This is a genomic window from Pseudomonas maioricensis, assembly GCF_022790535.1.
In the GTDB taxonomy this organism is placed as follows: domain Bacteria; phylum Pseudomonadota; class Gammaproteobacteria; order Pseudomonadales; family Pseudomonadaceae; genus Aquipseudomonas; species Aquipseudomonas maioricensis.
In genome coordinates this window covers 1-21,319 of sequence record NZ_LOHG01000010.1, presented here as the reverse complement: position 1 = coordinate 21,319, position 21,319 = coordinate 1, and the positions used below count along the sequence as shown (strand labels likewise).

Sequence of the window (21,319 nt, the reverse complement as noted above, 5' to 3'; positions counted from 1 at the left end):
CAGCCTTCGGCAGCTCCTACAGAAAATGCATTTCAATCCAGTAGTTTAATGAGCGCACTTGGCCCCCGCGCCTCACCCCACCCACATTTCCATAAACCGGTTAACCGCCATCCCCTCCAGTTGCTCCTGATCTTTGCACAACGCAAAAATCTGCTCGCAGCGCTGAGGGGGGAATCGGCTTGCCAGGTTGCTCTTGAACTTCGCCTCCAGCAGCGGTATGCCATCGGCACGGCGGCGGCGATGGCCAATGGGGTATTCGATTTCGATACGGTCAGTACTGGTTGCATCTTTGAAGTACACCTGGATGGCATTGGCGATGGAGCGCTTTTCCGGATCCAGATAGTCGCGGCTATAGCGCTCCTCCTCAATGACCACCATTTTTTCGCGTAACTGGTCGATGATCGGGTGCGCGGCGTGAAAGCTGTCTTCGTAATGCTCGGCCACCAGGGTGCCGTAGACCAATGGCACGGCAATCATGTACTGCAGGCAATGATCCCGGTCGGCAGAGTTCGCCAGCGGACCTTCCTTGGAAATGATCCGGATTGCCGATTCATGGGTAGTGACGACGATTCGGTCGATCTCGGAAAGCCGGTTACGCACCAGCGGATGCAGGATCACCGCAGCTTCGCAAGCGGTCTGGGCATGAAACTCCGCAGGAAAACTGACCTTGAACAGCACATTCTCCATCACGTAGCTGCCGTACGGCTGGGACAGGCTGAACTGGCGTTTACCCTCAGGCTTGAGCGCCAGGTCTTTATTGGTCTGGCTAAAGGAAACGTCGTAAAAACCCCATTGCGCCGCGCTCAATGCGCCAGGTATACCCATTTCGCCACGCAGGGCAATATCCGCCAGCCGTACGCCACGACTGCTGGCATCTCCCGCAGCCCATGATTTGCGCGAACCTGCGTTGGGCGCGTGCCGATAAGTACGCAGCGCCTGGCCATCAACAAAGGCATGCGACAACGCCGACAGTATCTGCTCACGATTAGCGCCCATGAGCCTGGCACTGAGCGCCGTAGAGGCCACTTTAACCAGCACCACGTGATCCAGGCCCACTCGATTGAAAGAGTTCTCCAGCGCCAGTACACCCTGGATCTCATGGGCCATGACCATGGCTTCGAGCACATCACGCATGTTCAAGGGCGCTTCGCCATTGACGACCCGCTTCTGGGAGACATGGTCAGCCACTGCCAGAATGGCCGCCAGATTGTCCGAAGGATGCCCCCACTCCGCAGCCAGCCATGTGTCGTTGTAATCCAGCCAGCGGATGATGCAACCGATGTCCCATGCCGCCTTGACCGGATCCAGACGCAAGTTTGTGCCGGGGACCCGAGCGCCGAGCGGCACAATCGTGCCCTCGACAATCGGCCCAAGATGCTTGGTGCATTCAGGAAAGCGCAAGGACAACAAGCCACAGCCCAGCGCATCGATCAGGCTATTGCGAGCAGTATCCAGCGCCAGCGCGGACTCGACCTTGTAATTCAATACATAGTCAGCGATGTCCTGCAAAACCTGGTCGTAGTCCGGGCGGTTATTCAGATCAACGTTGGCGCTCATTGCTCTACTCCTCAGTGATGCCCTGCAGGTGCTGGAAAGCTGCAAGAGCGGTGATTCAGGGTTGATCGCTTCGCAGCCTTCGGCAGCTCTTTTCAAACAATATTCAAGCTACTTGATTGAAATGCATTTCTGTAGGAGCTGCCGAAGGCTGCGAAACATTCACGCTGACACACCGTAATCGCAGCCTTCGGCAGCTCCTACAGGCCGCATGTTTGCCGCGAGACAACCCGGAGGGCAGTTCCAGGTCGTGTGTTACTCGGGAACCCGCACCCACCCTTCCATTAACACCCGGGCGCTGCGACTCATGATGGCCTTGGTGACTTTCCACTCACCGTTAATTTGCTGTGCCTGAGCACCTACCCGCAATGTGCCCGAGGGGTGCCCAAAACGTACGGCCTCGCGCTCCACTCCGCCTGCGGCGAGATTAACCAGCGTGCCCGGAATCGCGGCCGCCGTGCCGATGGCTACCGCAGCAGTGCCCATCATGGCGTGGTGCAGTTTGCCCATGGACATCGCACGCACCAACAAATCGATACTGCTGGCCGCCACCGGCTTGCCGCTCGACGCAGTGTAGTCGGCAGGCCCGGCCACAAACGCCACTTTTGGCGTGTGCTGACGAGTCGCTGCTTCGTCCAGATGCTTAATCAGGCCCATGCGCAGCGCGCCATGGGCTCGAATCGCTTCGAACATCGCCAAGGCTTTCGGATCGCCATTGATATCGCCCTGCAACTCGCTACCGGTGTAGCCGATGTCGCGTGCGTTGACGAAGATCGTCGGGATCCCGGCATTGATAAAAGTCGCCTGAAACGTGCCGATACCCGGTACCGCCAGCTCATCCACCAGATTGCCAGTGGGGAACATCGAACCGCCCTCACCCTCCTCGTCGGCTGCCGGATCGAGAAACTCCAGACGTACTTCGGCGGCGGGGAACGTCACGCCATCCAGTTCGAAATCGCCGGTTTCCTGCACCACGCCGTCGGTCATCGGCACATGGGCAATGATCGTCTTGCCGATATTGGCCTGCCAGATGCGTACCACCGCCATGCCATTTTGCGGAGTACGCGAGACGTCTACCAAGCCGCTGCTGATCGCGAACGGGCCTACAGCCGCAGAGAGGTTGCCGCAGTTGCCACTCCAGTCGACGAAAGGCTTATCGATGGAAACCTGGCCAAACAGATAATCCACGTCATGATCCGCGCGACTGCTGCGCGATACGATGACGGTTTTGCTGGTGCTGGAGGTTGCCCCGCCCATGCCGTCGATCTGCTTCTCATAGGGATCAGGGCTGCCAATAACCCGCAGCAGCAAAGCATCACGTGCAGCGCCGGGGACCTGCGCGTTTTCGGGCAAGTCGGCAAGGTTGAAGAAAACGCCTTTGCTGGTACCGCCACGCATATAGGTGGCGGGGATTTTTATTTGTGCTTTATGAGTCATGAAATCGTTGTCCTGTGGGCGAGCCCGCCCCCTGTAGGAGCCAACTTGTTGGCGAAGCGGCCTGTCTGATGAAACGCCTCGCGAACAAGTTCACTCCTACAGGGAATTTGCGTCGCCTTTAAAAAGGGCCTGCCAATATTCAAACCACCTCGGCCGCCTCAAGAAAGTCCTGCGCAAACCGCTGCAAAACGCCACCTGCTTCGTAGATCGAAACCTCTTCGGCGGTATCAAGACGGCAGGTAACGGGCACTTCAACTCGCTCACCGTTCTTGCGATTGATCACCAGCGTCAAGGTGCTGCGCGGAATACGCTCGCCGATCACGTCGAAGGTTTCGCTGCCATCAATTCCCAGCGTATGCCGATCGACACCCGGCTTGAACTCCAGCGGCAGCACGCCCATACCCACCAGATTGGTGCGGTGGATACGCTCGAAACCTTCTGCAGCAATGGCTTCGACGCCCGCAAGCCGCACGCCCTTGGCTGCCCAGTCACGGGATGAACCCTGGCCGTAGTCAGCTCCGGCAATGATGATCAGTGGCTGCTTGCGCTCCATGTAGGTTTCGATGGCTTCCCACATCCGCGTGACCTGACCCTCCGGCTCGACGCGAGCCAAGGAGCCCTGCTTGACCTTGCCGTCGATACGGACCATCTCGTTGAGCAGTTTGGGGTTGGCAAACGTCGCGCGCTGGGCCGTGAGGTGATCTCCGCGGTGGGTCGCATAAGAGTTGAAGTCCTCTTCCGGCAAGCCCATTTTGGCCAGGTACTCCCCGGCAGCACTGTCGAGCATGATGGCGTTCGAAGGTGACAGATGATCGGTGGTGATGTTGTCGCCCAACACCGCCAGCGGGCGCATCCCCTTCAAAGGACGGGCACCGGCTAATGCGCCCTCCCAATAAGGTGGGCGCCGAATGTAAGTGCTCGGTGCACGCCAGTCGTAAAGGGGTTTGACCTGCTCGCCATTGTCCGCCTTGATCTCGAACATCGGAATGTAGACCTGACGGAACTGGTCCGGCTTGACGCTGGCCTTGACCACCGCATCGATTTCTTCATCGCTGGGCCAGATATCTTTCAGGGTGACCGGGTTGCCCGCTTTATCGATGCCGAGCACGTCCTTCTCGATATCAAAACGAATGGTGCCAGCGATTGCATACGCGACAACCAACGGCGGCGAAGCCAGAAAGGCCTGCTTGGCGTAAGGATGAATGCGCCCATCGAAATTGCGGTTACCGGACAGCACTGCCGTGGCGTAAAGATCGCGGTCGATGACCTCCTGCTGGATAACCGGATCCAGCGCACCACTCATACCGTTACAGGTCGTGCAGGCAAAACCGACGATACCAAAGCCCAGCGCTTCCAGTTCAGGTAGCAGGCCAGCGTCTTCAAGGTACAACTGCACGGCTTTGGAACCTGGGGCGAGAGACGACTTGACCCAGGGTTTGCGGGTCAGCCCAGCGGCATTGGCGTTGCGCGCCAGCAACCCTGCGGCGATTACGTTGCGCGGGTTACTGGTGTTGGTGCAACTGGTAATGGCCGCAATGATTACTGCGCCGTCAGGCATCAGGCCCGGTTCGTTTTCCACGACACCGGAAATCCCCATGGCCGCCAGCTCGGAGGTCGGCACGCGGCGATGGGGGTTGGAAGGCCCGGCGATATTGCGCACCACGCTGGACAGATCGAACCTCAGCACCCGCTCGTATTCGGCGGTTTGCAGGCTGTCTGCCCACAATCCCGTCTGTTTTGCGTAGGTCTCGACCAGTTTGACCTGCTCCGGATCGCGCCCCGTCAGGGTCAGGTAATCAAGCGTTTGCTGGTCGATGTAAAACATCGCAGCCGTCGCGCCGAATTCCGGGGTCATATTGGAAATGGTCGCCCGATCCCCCAGCGTCAACGCGTTAGCCCCCTCGCCGAAAAACTCCAGGTACGAAGACACGACTTTCTCGGCGCGCAGGAACTCGGTAACAGCCAGTACGATGTCGGTCGCGGTGATTCCCGGCTGACGCTTGCCCACCAACTCCACACCGATGATATCCGGCAGGCGCATCCACGATGCCCGACCGAGCATCACGCTCTCGGCCTCAAGCCCGCCGACACCAATGGCGATCACCCCCAGCGCATCCACATGGGGCGTGTGGCTATCAGTGCCCACCAGCGTATCCGGGAACGCCACACCCTCCAGCGCGTGCACCACCGGCGACATTCGCTCCAGATTGATCTGGTGCATGATGCCGTTGCCGGGCGGGATCACGTCGACGTTCTTGAAGGCTTTTTTGGTCCAGTTGATGAAGTGAAAACGGTCCTCGTTGCGTCGATCCTCAATGGCCCTGTTTCGCTCGAAAGCATCCGCCTCGAAGCCACCGTGCTCGACCGCCAGAGAATGATCGACAATCAACTGCGTCGGCACCACGGGATTGACCAGCGACGGGTCTCCCCCTTGTAAGGCAATGGCGTCACGCAACCCCGCAAGGTCTACCAGCGCGGTCTGACCCAGGATGTCATGGCACACGACACGCGCCGGAAACCAGGGAAAGTCCAGATCGCGCTTGCGCTCGATCAATTGCTCAAGGGAGGCACTCAGGGTTGCCGGATCGCAGCGCCGCACCAGATTCTCCGCAAGCACGCGCGAGGTATAGGGCAAGCCGTCATAAGCACCCGGTTTGATCGCATCGACCGCCTCACGGGCATCGAAGTAATCCAGTGAAGTGCCGGGCAAGGGTTTGCGGTGTTCTGAATTCATGGCGCAGGACAACTACCTAATTTGGAGTGCTTTTACTGTAGGAGTGAGCTTGCTCGCGATAGCGTCATGTCAGACGATAATTTATCAACCGATCTGCCGTTATCGCGAGCAAGCTCACTCCTACAAGTCCAGTGTTGGGTCAGCAATAACGTTTACGGTCAGCGCTTTTCTATGCTCACAAAACTGCGCTGCTCAACGCCGACGTATTCGGCGCTGGGCCGGATAATGCGGTTGTTGGCGCGCTGCTCGAAGACATGCGCAGCCCAGCCAGTCAGGCGCGAGCAGACGAAAATCGGCGTGAAGAGCTTGGTCGGGATGCCCATGAAGTGGTACGCAGACGCATGGTAGAAGTCAGCGTTGGGAAACAGCTTTTTCTGCTCCCACATGGTTTTGTCGATAGCTTCGGACACCGGATACAACACGGTATCGCCCGCTTCGTCAGCCAGCTGTTTCGCCCAGCCCTTGATCACTTCGTTGCGTGGATCCGACTCTTTATAGATCGCATGGCCGAAGCCCATGATCTTGTCTTTGCGCTCGAGCATACCGAGGGTGCCTTTGACCGCCTCTTCGGCCGAGCCAAACTTCTCGATCATGTCCATCGCCGCTTCATTCGCCCCGCCGTGCAATGGACCACGTAATGTACCGATGGCCGCGGTGATGCACGAAAACAGGTCGGACAGCGTCGATGCGCACACACGCGCGGTGAAAGTCGACGCGTTGAATTCGTGCTCCGCATAAAGGATCAGCGACACGTCCATGACCTTGCAGTGCAGCTCGCTCGGCTTCTTGTTCAGCAACAGGTGCAGGAAATGCGCGCCTATGGAGTTTTCGTCAGTCACGCAATCGATTCGTTTGCCGTCATGACTGAAGCGGTACCAGTAGCACATGATCGCCGGGAACGCGGCGAGCAGGCGGTCGGTGGAATCGCGCTGTTGCTCGAAGCCGGTTTCCGGCTCCAGGGTGCCGAGCATTGACGCGCCAGTACGCATCACGTCCATCGGATGCGTGTCGGCCGGAATTCGTTCAAGCACTTCTTTCAAGGCTTGCGGCAGGTCGCGAAGTTTTTTCAGCTTCGCCAGATACGTGTCCAGTTGCGCTTGAGTCGGCAATTCGCCGTACAGCAACAGGTAGGCAACTTCTTCGAAACGGGCTTCGGCGGCCAGCTCTTTCACATCGTAGCCACGATAGGTCAAACCAGCACCGGTCTGGCCCACGGTAGACAAGGCAGTCTGTCCGGCAACCTGGCCACGCAGGCCAGCGCCACTCAATACTTTTGCTTCAGCCATTGCTCTCTCCAATCTTGGATTTTTTAGGGATTTGGCAATTCAGATCATCATGTTCTGTAGGAGCTGCCGCAGGCTGCGAAGCTTTCATCCTGACATACCGCCATCGCAGCCTTCGGCAGCTCCTACAGGAAAATCACCCCTTCTTCTGCGCAAACAGCGCATCGAGCTTCTGCTCAAAGGTGTGGTAATCAATTGCGTCATACAGCTCCATCCGAGTCTGCATGGTGTCGACCACATTTTTCTGGCTGCCATCCCGGCGAATCGCGCCGTAGACGTTTTCCGCCGCCTTGTTCATGGCGCGGAATGCCGATAAAGGATAGAGCACCAGAGAAACATCGGCGCTGCGCAGCTCATCCACGGTGAACAGCGGTGTGGCACCAAACTCGGTGATGTTGGCCAGAATCGGCGCTTTGACCCGGGAGGCAAACAGCTTGTACATGTCCAGCTCGGTGATGGCTTCCGGGAAGACCATGTCGGCACCCGCTTCGATACACGCAGCCGCACGCTCAAGGGCTGATTCCAGCCCCTCCACTGCCAGTGCATCAGTGCGGGCCATGATCACGAAACTGTCGTCGGTGCGAGCATCGACTGCGGCCTTGATACGATCGACCATTTCCTGTTGGGTAACGATTTCTTTATTCGGGCGATGGCCGCAACGCTTGGCTCCCACCTGGTCTTCAATGTGGATCGCCGCCGCGCCGAACTTGATCATCGAGCGCACGGTGCGTGCCACGTTAAAGGCCGAAGAGCCAAACCCCGTATCGACGTCTACGAGCAAAGGCAGATCGCAGACATCGGTGATACGCCGTACGTCAGTCAGTACGTCATCCAGACCGGTAATCCCCAGATCGGGAATCCCCAATGATCCGGCAGCCACTCCGCCACCGGATAGATAAATAGCCTTGAACCCGGCGCGCTTGGCCAGCAACGCATGATTGGCATTGATCGCACCTACCACTTGCAACGGCTGTTCGCTGGCAACCGCATCACGAAAACGCTGGCCTGGAGTGGTTTTATTGGAATTCATTGTTCACCTCGGGTTGGAGCAGGCTTTTCTAGGGGCCGCTGATCTGAATGCGGGTCTAAATGCTGATCTAAATAGTGCCGTTCGATGTTGCGTTTGGACGCAGCGATGTGACGGCGCATCAACAGTTCGGCCAACTCACCGTCACGGTCGGCGATGGCGTCGAGAATACGATGGTGTTCGGCAAATGCCTGGCGGGGCCGGTTAGGCGTTGCCGAGAACTGGATACGGTACATGCGCACCAGCTGATAAAGGTCGCCGCAAAGCATTTGCGTCAGGGTGCGATTACCGCTGCCCTGAATGATCCGATAGTGGAAATCGAAATCACCTTCCTGCTGGTAGTAGCCAACGCCCGCTTGAAAGGCTGCGTCGCGCTCGTGGGTGTCCAGCACCTGGCGCAGCTCGTCGATTTCCTGTGCCGTCATGCGTTCGGCTGCCAGGCGACATGCCATGCCTTCCAGCGACTCACGGATTTCGTAGAGTTCGATCAACTCGGCATGACTCAGGGAAACGACCCGAGCGCCCACATGCGGTACACGTACCAGCAGACGCTGGCCTTCCAGACGATGGATGGCCTCACGCAAGGGACCACGACTGATGCCGTAAGTGCGTGCCAGTTCAGGCTCGGAAATCTTGCTGCCGGGGGCGATCTCGCCTTTGATAATCGCAGCCTGAATGCGACGGAAGACGTTTTCGGAAAGCGTTTCCGAATCATCTGTCACTGGAGCAGCACTTTCGGCCGAATCCAACATTGTCGACACCATTGAATTTATTTGAGCTAAAAGTAGCCTTGCAACGCCAATCAGTCAAAGAAAATCCTGCAGGTGTCGACAATACCATTGCAAGCTACGGCTTGTGGGAGCTGGGCTTGCCCGCGATGAAAGCACCACAACATTTAGATATTGAGGCGCTTATCGCGGGGAAGCCCGGCTCCCACAGAAGCAGTGCTCACAGGATCATCGCAGTGAGCGAGACGTACCTTCATGCTAGAATGCCGCCCCAGCTGATCGTCAGTGATAGCACTGCGCCAGCCACTAAATGACTCAGGGTCGACGTCTGGATGACCGCCCTTAATGTGCCAGGATCTATGACTTTCAAAGCCCTTCCCGCCCTGCTCTGTCTCCTTCTGTTATCCGTTAACGCTCTGGCGGCGGACAAGACCGTCTACGGTCTGAACGAGTACGCCCAGCTCAACGATATCGACCTGCAAGTCGCCGCCAAACTCGACACCGGCGCCAAGACTGCTTCACTGAGCGCTCGGGACATCAAACATTTCAAGCGCAACGGTGAGACCTGGGTACGCTTTTATCTGGCTATCGATGATGCCCATGCGCACCCCATTGAACGGCCACTGGCCCGGGTCAGCAAGATCAAACGGCGCGCCGATGATTACGATGCAGACGATGATAAAAAGTACACCGCGCGCCCGGTTATCAGCCTTGATGTGTGCATGGGTGCATCTTTACGCACGATAGAAGTGAACTTGACCGACCGAAGTGCTTTCCAATACCCGCTTTTGATCGGCTCCGAGGCGTTGAAACGCTTTGATGCGCTGGTCGACCCAAGCCTTAAGTACGCAGCGGGCAAGCCTGGCTGTGAAATCACTGCTCAAACCACCGAGTAAACCAATGCGCTCTCTGACTCTGCATCTGAAAATCCTGATTGGCGTCCTGGTGACCCTCGGAATCGCAATCACGGCCTATCAGATTCTGGCGCTCGGCATCCCGGTGACCGAGGACGAAACCGACGACCTGTGGAATATCGATGCCAAGGTCGAATTCGTCGCCAACAACAATAAGGATTCGGTAAAGGTCCAGATGTTCGTCCCGCCGCTGGCGCGAGACTTCATCAGCCTGAACGAAAGCTTCATCTCCAATAACTACGGGGTCAGCGTCAACCGTGTCGATGGCAACCGCAAGGTGACCTGGTCGGCGCGCCGTGCAACCGGCAACCAGACGCTGTATTACCGCCTGGTGCTGACCAAGCGCTATAGCGGAGAACGGCTGAAGACCAAAGGGCCGATATTCCGCGACAGCATTGCCGTCGAGGGTCCGGAAAAAGTCGCCGCCGAAGCGCTGCTTGCCCCTATTCGTCAGCACTCTGCAGACGTTGAAACCTTCATCACTGAAGCCATCAAACGGGTCAACAACCTCAATGATGACAACGTGAAATTGCTGCTGGCCGGTGATACCTCCAGCTCCAATAAAGCGCGCATCACCGAATTGCTGCTGTCCATCGCTCACGTACCGATGGAAAAAGTCCACACCATCCGCCTTGTCGCTGACCAGCCACAGAGTCCCGAGCTATGGTTGCGCAGTTTCAACGGCAAGGACTGGCTCTACTTCAATCCGGACACGGGTGAAAAGGGTCTGCCTGACGATCGTCTGTTGTGGTGGACGGGCGACGAGAACCTGATCACCGTCGATGGCGGCAGAAAAGCCGTCGTCACCTTCAGCCTCAACAACAGCGAGATGAACGCGATCCGTCTGGCTCAGTTGACCGACGCCAGCACTGACGCCGACTTTCTTGAATATTCGTTGTATGGTCTGCCGCTGGAAACCCAACAGACGTTCATGATCATGGTCATGATCCCGATTGGTGTGCTGGTGATTCTGGTCCTGCGCAACCTGATCGGCTTGCAAACGCTAGGTACCTTTACGCCGGTATTGATCGCCCTCGCCTTCAGGGAAACCCAGCTCGGCTTTGGCATCATCCTGTTCACAGTGATCACCGCGCTCGGCCTGTCTTTACGCTCTTATCTGGAACACCTGAAGCTGCAAATGCTGCCCCGCCTGTCGGTGGTCCTGACGTTCGTGGTGGTACTGATTGCAGCCATCAGCGTACTCAGCCACAAGCTCGGCCTGGAGCGCGGTCTCTCTGTGGCGCTGTTCCCGATGGTGATTCTGACGATGACCATTGAACGCTTGTCGATTACCTGGGAAGAACGGGGTGGCGGTCATGCCATGAAAGTCGCCATCGGCACGCTGTTCGCCGCCTCCCTGGCGCACATCATCATGAGCGTGCCGGAGCTGATCTACTTTGTCTTCACCTTCCCGGCAGTGCTGTTGATTCTGGTGGGCTTCATGTTGGCAATGGGTCGCTATCGCGGCTATCGCCTGACTGAACTGGTCCGTTTCAAGGCCTTCCTCAAGGAAGAATCCAAACAAGAAGAAGCCAAATGATCGGCCTCTGGAAAACCTGGAAGGCCCTGGAAGCCCGGGGCATCATGGGCATCAACCGGCGTAATGCCGATTACGTGCTCAAGTACAACAAGCGCAGCCTGTATCCGATTGTCGATGACAAGATCATCACCAAGGAACGGGCCATTGCCGCGGGCATCAATGTGCCAGAAATGTACGGGGTCATTTCCACCGAGAAAGAAATCGACAAGCTCGACGAGATCATTGGTGGTCGCAGCGATTTCGTGATCAAGCCCGCTCAGGGCGCGGGCGGCGACGGCATTCTGGTCATCGCTGACCGTTTCGAGGGGCGCTATCGTACCGTTTCCGGGCGCATCGTCAGCCACTCGGAAATCGAGCATCAGGTGTCAAGCATCCTCACCGGCCTTTACTCCCTGGGCGGTCACCGGGATCGGGCGCTGATCGAATACCGGGTCACCCCGGATCAGATTTTTAAAAGCATCAGTTACGAAGGCGTGCCGGACATCCGCATCATCGTGCTCATGGGCTACCCGGTAATGGCCATGCTGCGCCTGCCAACCCGGCAGTCCGGCGGCAAAGCCAACCTCCATCAGGGCGCTATTGGCGTGGGTGTAGACCTCGCCACCGGCATTACCCTGCGCGGCACCTGGCTGAACACCATCATCACCAAGCACCCGGACACCACCAACGCAGTGGACGGCGTACAGCTACCGAACTGGGATGGCTTCATGAAACTGGCTGCCGAGTGTTATGAGCTGTGTGGGCTGGGCTATATCGGCGTCGACATGGTGCTCGACCAGGAGCACGGGCCGCTGATCCTCGAACTCAACGCCCGCCCCGGCCTGAATATTCAGATCGCCAACGACTGCGGGTTGACTCACAGGACCCAGGCTGTCGAAGCAAGACTGGAACAACTGGCGCTCAACGGCGAACAGGAAACACCTGAACAGCGCTTGCAGTTTGTCCAGGAGTTGTTCGGTCACGTACCGCCACAATAAAAAGCTGGATACACGCGTCATGTGAAGGGCGATTCCGACGCTCCACTAGGAGTGGCCCCGACGGAGGACTACAATCCCCACCCCGCGCTCCGAACCGACACTCTCGAATGCCTGATTGCTCACTCTATCCGCTGCCCTACTCCCCCGACCCGGCAGCCTGGTTTCAACGTATCCGCCACGCGCCGGGCGCAGTGCTGCTGGACAGCGGCCGCCCCATTGCCGAACGTGGACGCTTCGATCTGCTGAGTGCCTGGCCTGTGCAGACCTTCCTGCCGGACGCCAGAGAAACCGGCAGTGAGTTTTTCCAGCGCTTGCGCACAGGCTTGAACAACCTGGGTCACGCCCAATTACCCTCGGACTGCGAGCTGCCTTTTGCAGGTGGTCTGATCGGCTATCTGAGTTACGACTTCGGTCGCCGTCTGGAAGCGCAATCCGGTGCGGCGCTTGATGATCTGCAACTTCCCGATGCGCGTCTGGGGTTGTACGCCTGGGCGCTGATCAGTGATCACCAGCAGCACACCAGCCAACTGGTGTTTCATCCATCGCTGGTGGATAGCGAGCGTCAGCGGCTGACTGAGCTATTCAGCCAACCGCATGAGTCCGGGTCAGGCATCTTCGGCCTGCAAGGTCAATTTGCACCGTCGATCAATGCCGACGCTTATCGTGCCGCCTTCGAAAAGATTCAGGCCTACATTCAGGCAGGCGACTGTTACCAGGTCAATCTCACCCAGCGTTTCCAGGCCCGATACCAAGGCGACTCGTGGACGGCTTATTGCGCGTTGCGCCACGCCTGCCCGACGCCCTTTTCCGGATACCAGGCACTGCCGGGGGGCGATGCGGTGTTGAGCCTTTCACCTGAACGCTTTGTCAGGGTCAGCCATGGCCACGTCGAGACCCGCCCCATCAAAGGCACACGCCCTCGCGGCCAGGACGCTGCGCAAGATCAAGCCTACGCGCAAGAACTGCTGTCCAGCACCAAGGATCGCGCGGAAAACCTGATGATCGTCGATCTGCTGCGCAATGATCTGGGCCGCAGTTGCAGGATCGGCTCAGTAAAAGTACCTGAGTTGTTCAGCCTGGAAAGCTATCCCAACGTGCACCATCTGGTCAGCAGTGTGGTGGGCGAGTTGGCGGATGATCACGACGCACTGGACTTGATCGCGGGCAGCTTTCCCGGAGGCTCCATCACCGGCGCGCCGAAAATACGCGCGATGCAGATCATCGATGAACTGGAGCCTACCCGGCGCAGCATTTATTGCGGATCATTGATGTATCTGGATGTGCGCGGCGAAATGGACAGCTCCATCGCGATTCGTAGCTTGCTGCTTAAAGACGGCAGGGTCTCCTGCTGGGCTGGCGGCGGCATCGTTGCCGATTCGGAGTGCGAGGCGGAATATCAGGAATCGTTTACCAAAGTGCGGGTTTTGCTGGATACCCTGGAAAAAATGATGCTCCTCTGATCCTGTAGGGGCTGCCGAAGGCTGCGAAGGCGGTGCACCAGGATAAATGCCTCGCAGCCTTCGGCAGCTCCTACAAAAAATGCATCTATATGTTCAAATCCCGATTCGACGCTTTGATGAACTCTGCCTTCAACGCATCAAAGCTCTGCACTGCCGGGAACTGCGGAAATTCGCGGATCACGTTGTCAGGCGCATGAAACAGAATGCCGACATCAGCCTCGGCCAGCATTGTCACATCGTTATACGAATCCCCCGCTGCAATGACCCGGTAGTACAGGCTCTTGAGTGCCAGCACCGACTGACGCTTGGGGTCTTTCTGACGTAGTTGATAACTCACCACTCGCCCCGTTTCATCAGTGACCAGCCGGTGACACAACAATGTCGGGAAACCGAGTTGGCGCATCAGTGGCTGGGAAAACTCGTAAAACGTGTCAGAAAGAATCACCACCTGGAAGCGCTCTCGCAGCCAGTCGACAAACTCGATGGCACCTTCCAGCGGCTGCAAGGTGCTGATCACCTCCTGAATGTCTGACAGTTTGAAGCCGTGCTCATCAAGAATGCGCAACCGCTGCTGCATCAACACATCGTAATCAGAAACATCCCGGGTCGTTGCACGTAGCGATTCAATGCCGGTCTTCTCGGCAAACTCGATCCAGATCTCCGGGACCAGCACACCTTCCAGGTCCAGACAGGCAATTTCCACAGCACGCTCCATGCATTCAAAAAAGAGACCGCACTCTAGACGATGCATGGCAAACCGGCCAATTCGCTGAAGGATTTTGTTAACATTCGCCTCATTACGAGCGCCTAAGCGCCATATTTAGGAAACCGCCTGATGAGCACACCCTTCGATGTCGCCGAACTTGCAGCGACCTACGCCAACAAGTCGGCCCAGGACATTCTCAAACTGGCCTTCCAGCACTTCGGTGACGAACTGTGGATTTCGTTCAGCGGCGCCGAAGACGTGGTGCTGGTGGACATGGCCTGGAAACTGAACAAAAACGTCAAGGTGTTCAGCCTGGACACGGGTCGCCTGCACCCGGAGACCTATCGCTTTATCGAGCAGGTTCGCGAGCATTACAAAATCGATATCGAGATCATGACCCCGGATCAGCAAAAGCTCGAACCGTTCGTCAAGGAAAAGGGCTTGTTCAGCTTTTACCGGGACGGTCATGGTGAATGCTGCGGCGTGCGTAAAATCGAACCACTGCGCCGAAAACTATCTGGCGTGAAGGCTTGGGCAACTGGTCAGCGTCGTGACCAGAGCCCTGGCACCCGCAGCCAGGTGGCGGCACTGGAAATCGACAGCGCATTCTCGACACCCGAGCGCACCCTGTACAAGTTCAACCCGTTGGCACAGATGAGCAGCGAAAAAATCTGGGGCTATATCCGGATGCTCGAACTGCCCTACAACAGCCTGCACGAGCGTGGCTTCATCAGTATTGGCTGTGAGCCTTGCACACGTCCGGTGCTGCCGAACCAGCATGAGCGCGAAGGTCGTTGGTGGTGGGAAGAAGCGACGCAGAAAGAGTGCGGATTGCACTCGGGGAATCTGATCGCCAAGGTGTGATGCCAACCTGTAACACATAGGATCTGTAGGAGCGCACGAGCACCGCGATGCCGCGATAGCGTTGTATCAGACAGTACGCCATCGCTGCTTCGCAATGCTCGTGAGCGGCTACAGATAAAGGGTGCCTGAACGACAATCAATGCACCGGCAATTCCACTCCGTCAAACAGCTCTTCCAGCTCCTGCTTATTGTGGCACTGGATCGCTTTGGCCATGACTTCACGGGTCAGGTGCGGAGCGAACTTCTCGATGAAGTCGCACATGAAGCCGCGCAGGAAAGTACCGCGACGGAAACCGATTTTGGTGACGCTTGATTCAAACAGATCGCTGGCATCAAGCATGACCAGATCGTTGTCCAGCTTGGTATCGACGGCCATTTTGGCAACGATGCCGACACCCAGGCCCAAACGTACATAAGTCTTGATCACGTCAGCATCAGCAGCGGTAAACACGACTTTCGGCGTCAGACCGCGATGGCTGAAGGCTTCGTCCAGCTTGGAGCGGCCGGTAAAGCCGAACACATAGGTCACAATCGGGTATTCAGCCAGCAGCTCCAGCGTCAGCTTGGGCACCTTGGTCAATGGGTGACCATGGGGCACCACAACGCAGCGGTTCCAGCGATAGCACGGCATCATCACCAGATCACCGAACAACTCCAGGGCCTCTGTCGCAATGGCGAAATCCACCGTGCCATCTGCAGCCATTTCCGCAATCTGCATCGGCGAACCTTGATGCATGTGCAGCGACACGTCCGGGTATTGCTTGATGAAATTGCTGATCACCGGCGGCAGCGCATAACGCGCCTGAGTGTGCGTGGTTGCGATCGATAGCGTGCCTTTCTTCTCGTTGGAGAATTCCTGGGCAATCTGCTTGATGCTTTCAACCTTGCGCAGAATCTCTCCGGCGGTGGTAATGATGCGCTCACCGGCCGGGGTAACGCGGGTCAGGTGCTTGCCACTGCGAGCAAAAACCTCAACACCCAACTCATCTTCGAGCAGGCGGATCTGCTTGCTGATGCCAGGCTGAGAGGTATAAAGGCTCTGAGCCGTCGCGGAAACGTTGAGGTCGTGGTGCGCCACTTCCCAGATGTAGCGCAATTGTTGAAGCTTCATATGAATCCCTCAAAGCAGGAAGACGCCCGAGGGCATCTGCGACGGTATATAACTGGATTAATGGTCAGGACGACTTAGCTAGAACTTTTTATCATCTTTAGGCGATAAAGGCACGCACGATTTCAATCGGTGAGCCCGTTGGACGTACGCACGCTTTTGGTACAACCCGGCACCATGTATACCGGCACCTGCGAGAGCTGAAGAACCCGTGCCGCCGTGCGACCTATCGGCGTGGTGGTTTCCGCCCCTCGGCTATGGCTGCCAACCACCAGCAAATCCACCTTGAGCTCATCCGCCTGCTCCAGAATCATATTGCACGGATCGCCCTGTACCACGCGGACGGTACTGATCAGTGCCAGATCCTGATGATCCGCCCCCAACTCGTCACGAAATCCATCAAGGACCTTCTGCTCGATCCCCTCCATGACCGAATTAAGACCCTGGCTGCGAAGATCTTTAAGCGCATCTTCACCCAGATAGCTTTGCAGCACCGACTCAGCGAACAACCCCATAGGCTCCACCACATGCACGACATAGAGCTCGGCCTTGAATGTTCGAGCCAGTGCCAGCGCGTGCTGCATAACATAGGGCGCATAGAGACCAAGGTCTGTGGCATACAGCATCGAACGAATCATGTGCATCCTCCCGAACAGCCAGAATGGCGGAGATGGATTCAGCTTAGCAGCGCACAAACGACTGCGACGGCAATTACCTGCAGGCCGCTGCCGTCAAGCCTTCAGCTCGTTACTGATGCCATGGGGCACCTGTCCGGTAGAGACCACATCACGAGCCTTCTCGCAGTGACCGGGCTGATCCTGAAGGTTCAGCGATTGCGTGCATCGAGAAACGCCAGAGCCTGATACAGCATGCGCACCTGAGGCATATCGCATCCTGCCTGCATTGCGGCACTCAACGGCTTGGCATAGATAGCCTCTAGCTCTAGCGGGCGCTGCGCCTGATAGTCCAGATACATGCTGGGGTGATAATCCGGCATCTTCTCGGTCATGGCGAACAGGTTTTGCGCATAGCCCTCAGGCAATACGTGACCGCACGCCTGCGCGCCTCGCCCCACTTCATCCATCAGCGCCAGAATCAATGCACGGGTATCAGTGTTCGTCATCAGTTCCGTGGTACCAGCCTGGAGCAAGGTTGATAAGCCGTTGTAAGGAATATTCCAGACCAGTTTCTGCCAGCGAGCCTGCTGCAGATTGGTCATGGCTTCGGAGTTCAGACCTGCTGCATGAAACAGGCTTGCGCCCTGCTCGACGATTGTCTGGCGAGCCACGTCATCAGCGGCCGGTCCACTGTGATAGCCCAGATTGACGCCGCCCAGCGCTTGATGCACTACTTTGCCGGGGCCAGAACGATGCACACAGATGAAACACAAACCACCCAGCAAATGCAGGGTGTCAGGCAGCCTGGCGCGCAAGCTGTCCTCTACGGCCAGACCGTTCTGCAAGACCAACACCTTGGCATCCGGCGCGGCCGCCTGAATGATGGCGGGCGCCAGCGCTGCATTGGCAGTGGACTTGGCTCCAATCAGCAGCCAGTCGCATGGCAGCATATCTGCGGCACTGGAATAAGCCTGAACCGGATTGAGCACCAGCTCGCCATGCACTGCGCTTTGAACATGCAGCCCTTCGCGTGCCACTGCGCTCAGCTCGCTGCGCAAGAGAAAATGCACATCAAACCCGGCTTTAGCCAGCATCACCCCGTAAAAACCACCGACGGCCCCAGTGCCGATAATGCCGATCCGTGGCTGCTTCAATTCACCCTTCATGTGATACCTCCTGTAAAGACTGTGTAGCCGCGTCGAATTCAAGGCAGCTCGTCAGGCTCGCGACCCAAGGCACCCGCCACTGCCTGGCGCAGATCCTGCCGGGTCAGTTTCGTACGCAACGCGCCGTAAAACTGCCCATCACTGATAAGGAAGAGCGCAGGTAAATGAAACACCTCATAACGCGCCACCGCGCCGCCGCTGTCGGCAGCATCGATCCAGCATATCCGGTCGATACCTAGATCCAGTAATGGCAGCTGTTGCCGGGCGTAACGACAACTGGCGCAGCCGACGCTGGTAAAGATCAGCAAGGAAGAGCCAGGTAGCTGCAATAACTGCTGGTCGACATCAAAGTCGCTAAGTTCAAGCTGATTCAAATACACCCCCGATCAAGGCGAACACTATCGTTGCCCGCACGGCAGCTTGCAAATGGTGGCAACACACCGCAGACGCGTAAACCGACCACCAATAGTCCGTGCTGCTCGATAAAGCAGCGTTTGCCCATTGTATCGGCAAGGCCTAACGCGCTAAGGTTCGGTCCCCCGTTTCGCTCAATCATGCCTGGCTTCGCCCCACGGGGTTCGTTGGCGGCCGGCATACGCGACCTGATGAGTAGCACGATGGCTGATTTACCGATTGACGACCTCAACGTTTCCTCCAACGAGACACTGATCACGCCGGATCAGCTCAAGCGTGAAATCCCGCTCACCGCCGCTGCACTGAAAACAGTGAGCCAGGGCCGTGAAGTGGTACGCGACATTCTCGACGGCAAGGATCATCGCCTGTTCATCGTGATCGGGCCGTGCTCGATCCATGACATCAAGGCTGCGCACGAATACGCCGAGCGCCTAAAGGCGCTGGCTGCCGAGGTTTCCGACACACTGTATCTGGTGATGCGCGTCTACTTCGAGAAGCCTCGCACCACCGTGGGCTGGAAAGGCCTGATCAACGATCCGTATCTGGACGACTCATTCAAGATTCAGGACGGCCTGCATATCGGCCGTCAATTGCTGCTCGACCTGGCTGAAATGGGCCTGCCGACAGCTACCGAAGCGCTGGACCCGATCTCCCCGCAGTACCTGCAGGATCTGATCAGCTGGTCGGCCATCGGTGCACGAACCACCGAGTCTCAGACTCACCGGGAAATGGCTTCGGGTCTGTCTTCGGCAGTGGGTTTCAAGAATGGCACCGACGGCGGCCTGACCGTTGCTATCAATGCACTGCAATCGGTCTCCAGCCCGCACCGTTTCCTGGGCATCAATCAGGAAGGTGGCGTGTCCATCGTGACCACCAAAGGCAATGCTTACGGTCACGTCGTACTGCGCGGCGGCAACGGTAAACCCAACTATGATTCGGTCAGCGTTGCCCTGTGCGAACAGGCGCTGAACAAGGCGAAGATCAAGCCTAATATCATGGTTGACTGCAGCCACGCCAACTCCAACAAAGACCCGGCCCTGCAGCCACTGGTCATGGAAAACGTCGCCAACCAGATTCTGGAAGGCAACCAGTCGATCATCGGCCTGATGGTTGAGAGTCATTTGAACTGGGGCTGTCAGGCCATTCCCAAGGATCTGTCGGAACTGCAATACGGCGTATCCGTGACCGATGCCTGCATCGATTGGGAAAGCACCGAAAAAACCTTGCGCAGCATGCATGCCAAGCTCAAGGACGTACTGCCGAAACGCCAACGCGGCTGATCAGCAGCAGAAACGAAAACGCCGAGCAAATGCTCGGCGTTTTTCTGAGTGCCTGCTTGAAACAGGACCCGTTTCAGATCTTGGCGGCCTGACGCTGGTTGCGCTCCATGTAGCGTTCTACATAAGAGCAGGACGGTATGACCGTGTAGCCGATGCTGTCGGCATAGTCGAGCGCCTGCTCAGTCAGCGCAGCGGCAATCCCCCTGCCCCGCAGAGCATTGGGGACGAAGGTCCGGTAGATATCCAGAGTCTGCTTACCCAGGTCCATGTAGGTCAGGTAAGCACGGTGACCGTCAATGCTGATTTCAAACTGGTGACCGGTCTCATCATGGTGGATGGACAACGCCTCGCTCATCACTACTCCTCGCGGGTCTTGGAATTTGACCCCTACCTTACCGATGTTTTTCCGGCGAAGGAACATCTACGCCACCCCGTGCCTGTTTTGGACACCGAGAAGAGCTTTGCTGATCCCAACAAAAGAGCACCTGCAAATAGTAGGCGTCATTTGGGAATATGCTCAAGCGTATCGACCGCAAAAAGCCGCGACCGAACATCTGATTGATCAGAGCGTTGAACTGAACATTGCCGGAGCTTGTCGATTGAGACGTCGGGGTGAATTGAAAGTCACCTCGACGTAAGCTAAACATGTGTATGTTCGGCATATACCAAGCGCCAATGGACACCCGCTGACGGGGTAGACGATCCTCGTTTACAACTGTCGGGCTGTTGCCCGCAAGCCTCTGGCTACAGGGGCTGCGCAGGCAACCGCCAGGACAGCTGGATACTTTTCATACAAAACCGGTGGGAAGTAACGCGGAACACTTTCAAAGCGCAGAAAATCTACCGCTTCTTGCGCTTCGTCAGTTTACTTACTACAAACAGTGGGTACTATGTACGCCGGTCATTTTCTCATTTTCGAGAGATGACTAATTTGAAAAAAAGTCCTTGAAGGGGAACACAATGAACAACGCTCTGAAATTTTCTGCTCTGGCTCTGGCAGCAGTTCTGGCTACCGGTTGCAGCAGCGTTTCCAAAGAAACCGAAGCTCGCCTGACCGCTACCGAAGACGCAGCTGCTCGTTCGCAAGCTCGCGCTGACGAAGCGTATCGCAAAGCTGACGAAGCTCTGGCTGCTGCTCAAAAAGCTCAGCAAACTGCTGACGAAGCCAACGAGCGCGCTCTGCGTATGTTGGACAAGGCTAGCCGCAAGTAATAATCCCTTCGGGATTGTTGTTGCAAGAAAGCCGACCTGGTTATCCGGGTCGGCTTTTTTATTGGCTGGGGTTTGGTCGTTTGGTTCTGGTTTGTGGTTTGTGGTTTGTGGTTTGTGGTTTGTGGTTTGTGTGAGCATATCCGTTATTAGGTAACGGCTGATATTGGTTGCGCTTTTACAGCGCCTCACTTTTGATGGATCCGGAAGCCGGCCCAGACAAAAGTAACCAAAACGCTCTTGCCCCACCACTGGGTGCCTCGCCTAGGCTCGGCATGCCCATAATCCGACCTTGCTGCGT

At 57.1% G+C, this 21,319-nt stretch carries 19 protein-coding genes and 1 pseudogene; 7 read left to right on the top strand and 13 right to left on the bottom strand.

All coding sequences use genetic code 11. From position 1 onward, the window contains the following. Positions 1-72: 72 nt before the first annotated feature. The 6 genes from prpD to AUC61_RS16400 all read right to left on the bottom strand — a co-directional run bounded on the left by prpD (position 73) and on the right by AUC61_RS16400 (position 8,787). The gene (gene prpD / locus AUC61_RS16425; RefSeq protein ID WP_243247271.1) at positions 73-1,557 is read right to left on the bottom strand and encodes a 2-methylcitrate dehydratase; all 1,485 of its coding nucleotides are present in this window, start codon (positions 1,555-1,557) and stop codon (positions 73-75) included. 252 nt (positions 1,558-1,809) lie between these two features. Further along, a complete protein-coding gene (prpF, locus tag AUC61_RS16420) occupies positions 1,810-2,991 on the bottom strand; it encodes a 2-methylaconitate cis-trans isomerase PrpF (RefSeq protein ID WP_243247270.1) in 1,182 nt (393 codons plus the stop codon). A 139-nt stretch (positions 2,992-3,130) separates the two neighbouring features. Further along, complete coding sequence (gene acnD / locus AUC61_RS16415) at positions 3,131-5,725, bottom strand: Fe/S-dependent 2-methylisocitrate dehydratase AcnD (protein WP_243247269.1); 2,595 nt, start codon at positions 5,723-5,725, stop codon at positions 3,131-3,133. Between the two features lie 158 nt (positions 5,726-5,883). Further along, positions 5,884-7,011 carry a bifunctional 2-methylcitrate synthase/citrate synthase gene (prpC, locus tag AUC61_RS16410; protein WP_243247268.1) on the bottom strand — a complete coding sequence of 376 codons (1,128 nt, stop codon included), beginning with the start codon at positions 7,009-7,011 and terminating at the stop codon, positions 5,884-5,886. A 133-nt stretch (positions 7,012-7,144) separates the two neighbouring features. Next, entirely contained in the window at positions 7,145-8,038 is an 894-nt protein-coding gene (gene prpB, locus AUC61_RS16405) for a methylisocitrate lyase (protein ID WP_243247267.1), read from the bottom strand. Continuing rightward, on the bottom strand, positions 8,035-8,787 hold the full coding sequence (locus AUC61_RS16400) for a GntR family transcriptional regulator (RefSeq protein WP_243247266.1): 753 nt from the start codon (positions 8,785-8,787) through the stop codon (positions 8,035-8,037). Before AUC61_RS16400 ends, prpB begins: the two co-directional genes overlap by 4 nt. A 335-nt stretch (positions 8,788-9,122) precedes the next feature. Between AUC61_RS16400 and rloA the strand changes: the two genes are divergently transcribed. The 4 genes from rloA (at position 9,123) to pabB (ending at position 13,654) form a co-directional block, all read left to right on the top strand. Then, complete coding sequence (gene rloA, locus AUC61_RS16395) at positions 9,123-9,659, top strand: retropepsin-like aspartic peptidase RloA (protein WP_122664594.1); 537 nt, start codon at positions 9,123-9,125, stop codon at positions 9,657-9,659. Positions 9,660-9,663: 4 nt separating this feature from the next. Then, positions 9,664-11,217, top strand: a complete 1,554-nt coding sequence (rloB, locus tag AUC61_RS16390; RefSeq protein WP_122664595.1) for an osmotic stress tolerance membrane protein RloB — start codon at positions 9,664-9,666, stop codon at positions 11,215-11,217. Then, positions 11,217-12,194: an alpha-L-glutamate ligase-like protein gene (locus AUC61_RS16385; RefSeq protein WP_243247438.1), complete on the top strand. Its 978-nt coding sequence runs from the start codon at positions 11,217-11,219 to the stop codon at positions 12,192-12,194. Before rloB ends, AUC61_RS16385 begins: the two co-directional genes overlap by 1 nt. A gap of 107 nt (positions 12,195-12,301) precedes the next feature. Next, positions 12,302-13,654 carry an aminodeoxychorismate synthase component I gene (gene pabB, locus AUC61_RS16380; protein ID WP_243247265.1) on the top strand — a complete coding sequence of 451 codons (1,353 nt, stop codon included), beginning with the start codon at positions 12,302-12,304 and terminating at the stop codon, positions 13,652-13,654. Between the two features lie 85 nt (positions 13,655-13,739). Here the strand turns inward: pabB and thrH are convergent, their stop codons facing one another. Continuing rightward, positions 13,740-14,357 (bottom strand): bifunctional phosphoserine phosphatase/homoserine phosphotransferase ThrH, encoded by a 618-nt coding sequence (gene thrH, locus AUC61_RS16375; protein ID WP_243247264.1) that lies wholly within the window; start codon positions 14,355-14,357, stop codon positions 13,740-13,742. A gap of 132 nt (positions 14,358-14,489) precedes the next feature. Here thrH and AUC61_RS16370 point away from each other — a divergent pair, with 132 nt between their 5' ends. After that, the gene (locus AUC61_RS16370) at positions 14,490-15,224 is read left to right on the top strand and encodes a phosphoadenylyl-sulfate reductase (RefSeq protein ID WP_243247263.1); all 735 of its coding nucleotides are present in this window, start codon (positions 14,490-14,492) and stop codon (positions 15,222-15,224) included. A 136-nt stretch (positions 15,225-15,360) separates the two neighbouring features. Here AUC61_RS16370 and cysB read toward each other — a convergent pair whose 3' ends face one another. The 5 genes and pseudogenes from cysB to AUC61_RS16345 all read right to left on the bottom strand — a co-directional run bounded on the left by cysB (position 15,361) and on the right by AUC61_RS16345 (position 18,489). Further along, entirely contained in the window at positions 15,361-16,335 is a 975-nt protein-coding gene (gene cysB / locus AUC61_RS16365; protein ID WP_122664599.1) for an HTH-type transcriptional regulator CysB, read from the bottom strand. 122 nt (positions 16,336-16,457) lie between these two features. Then, positions 16,458-16,970: a universal stress protein gene (locus AUC61_RS16360; protein ID WP_243247262.1), complete on the bottom strand. Its 513-nt coding sequence runs from the start codon at positions 16,968-16,970 to the stop codon at positions 16,458-16,460. Between the two features lie 93 nt (positions 16,971-17,063). Then, a pseudogene (locus AUC61_RS16355) lies at positions 17,064-17,150 on the bottom strand (5'-nucleotidase); the annotation flags it as partial. Positions 17,151-17,158: 8 nt separating this feature from the next. Continuing rightward, positions 17,159-18,115, bottom strand: coding sequence for a putative 2-dehydropantoate 2-reductase (locus AUC61_RS16350; RefSeq protein WP_243247261.1), 957 nt, complete (start codon positions 18,113-18,115; stop codon positions 17,159-17,161). Positions 18,116-18,153: 38 nt separating this feature from the next. Then, positions 18,154-18,489, bottom strand: a complete 336-nt coding sequence (locus AUC61_RS16345) for a YbbN family protein (RefSeq protein WP_243247260.1) — start codon at positions 18,487-18,489, stop codon at positions 18,154-18,156. Positions 18,490-18,732: 243 nt separating this feature from the next. Between AUC61_RS16345 and AUC61_RS16340 the strand changes: the two genes are divergently transcribed. Continuing rightward, entirely contained in the window at positions 18,733-19,809 is a 1,077-nt protein-coding gene (locus AUC61_RS16340; RefSeq protein WP_162874239.1) for a 3-deoxy-7-phosphoheptulonate synthase, read from the top strand. A gap of 73 nt (positions 19,810-19,882) precedes the next feature. Here AUC61_RS16340 and AUC61_RS16335 read toward each other — a convergent pair whose 3' ends face one another. Continuing rightward, entirely contained in the window at positions 19,883-20,164 is a 282-nt protein-coding gene (locus AUC61_RS16335; protein ID WP_122664603.1) for a GNAT family N-acetyltransferase, read from the bottom strand. Between the two features lie 605 nt (positions 20,165-20,769). Between AUC61_RS16335 and AUC61_RS16330 the strand changes: the two genes are divergently transcribed. Beyond that, a complete protein-coding gene (locus tag AUC61_RS16330; RefSeq protein ID WP_027902232.1) occupies positions 20,770-21,021 on the top strand; it encodes an Lpp/OprI family alanine-zipper lipoprotein in 252 nt (83 codons plus the stop codon). Positions 21,022-21,319 lie beyond the last annotated feature (298 nt).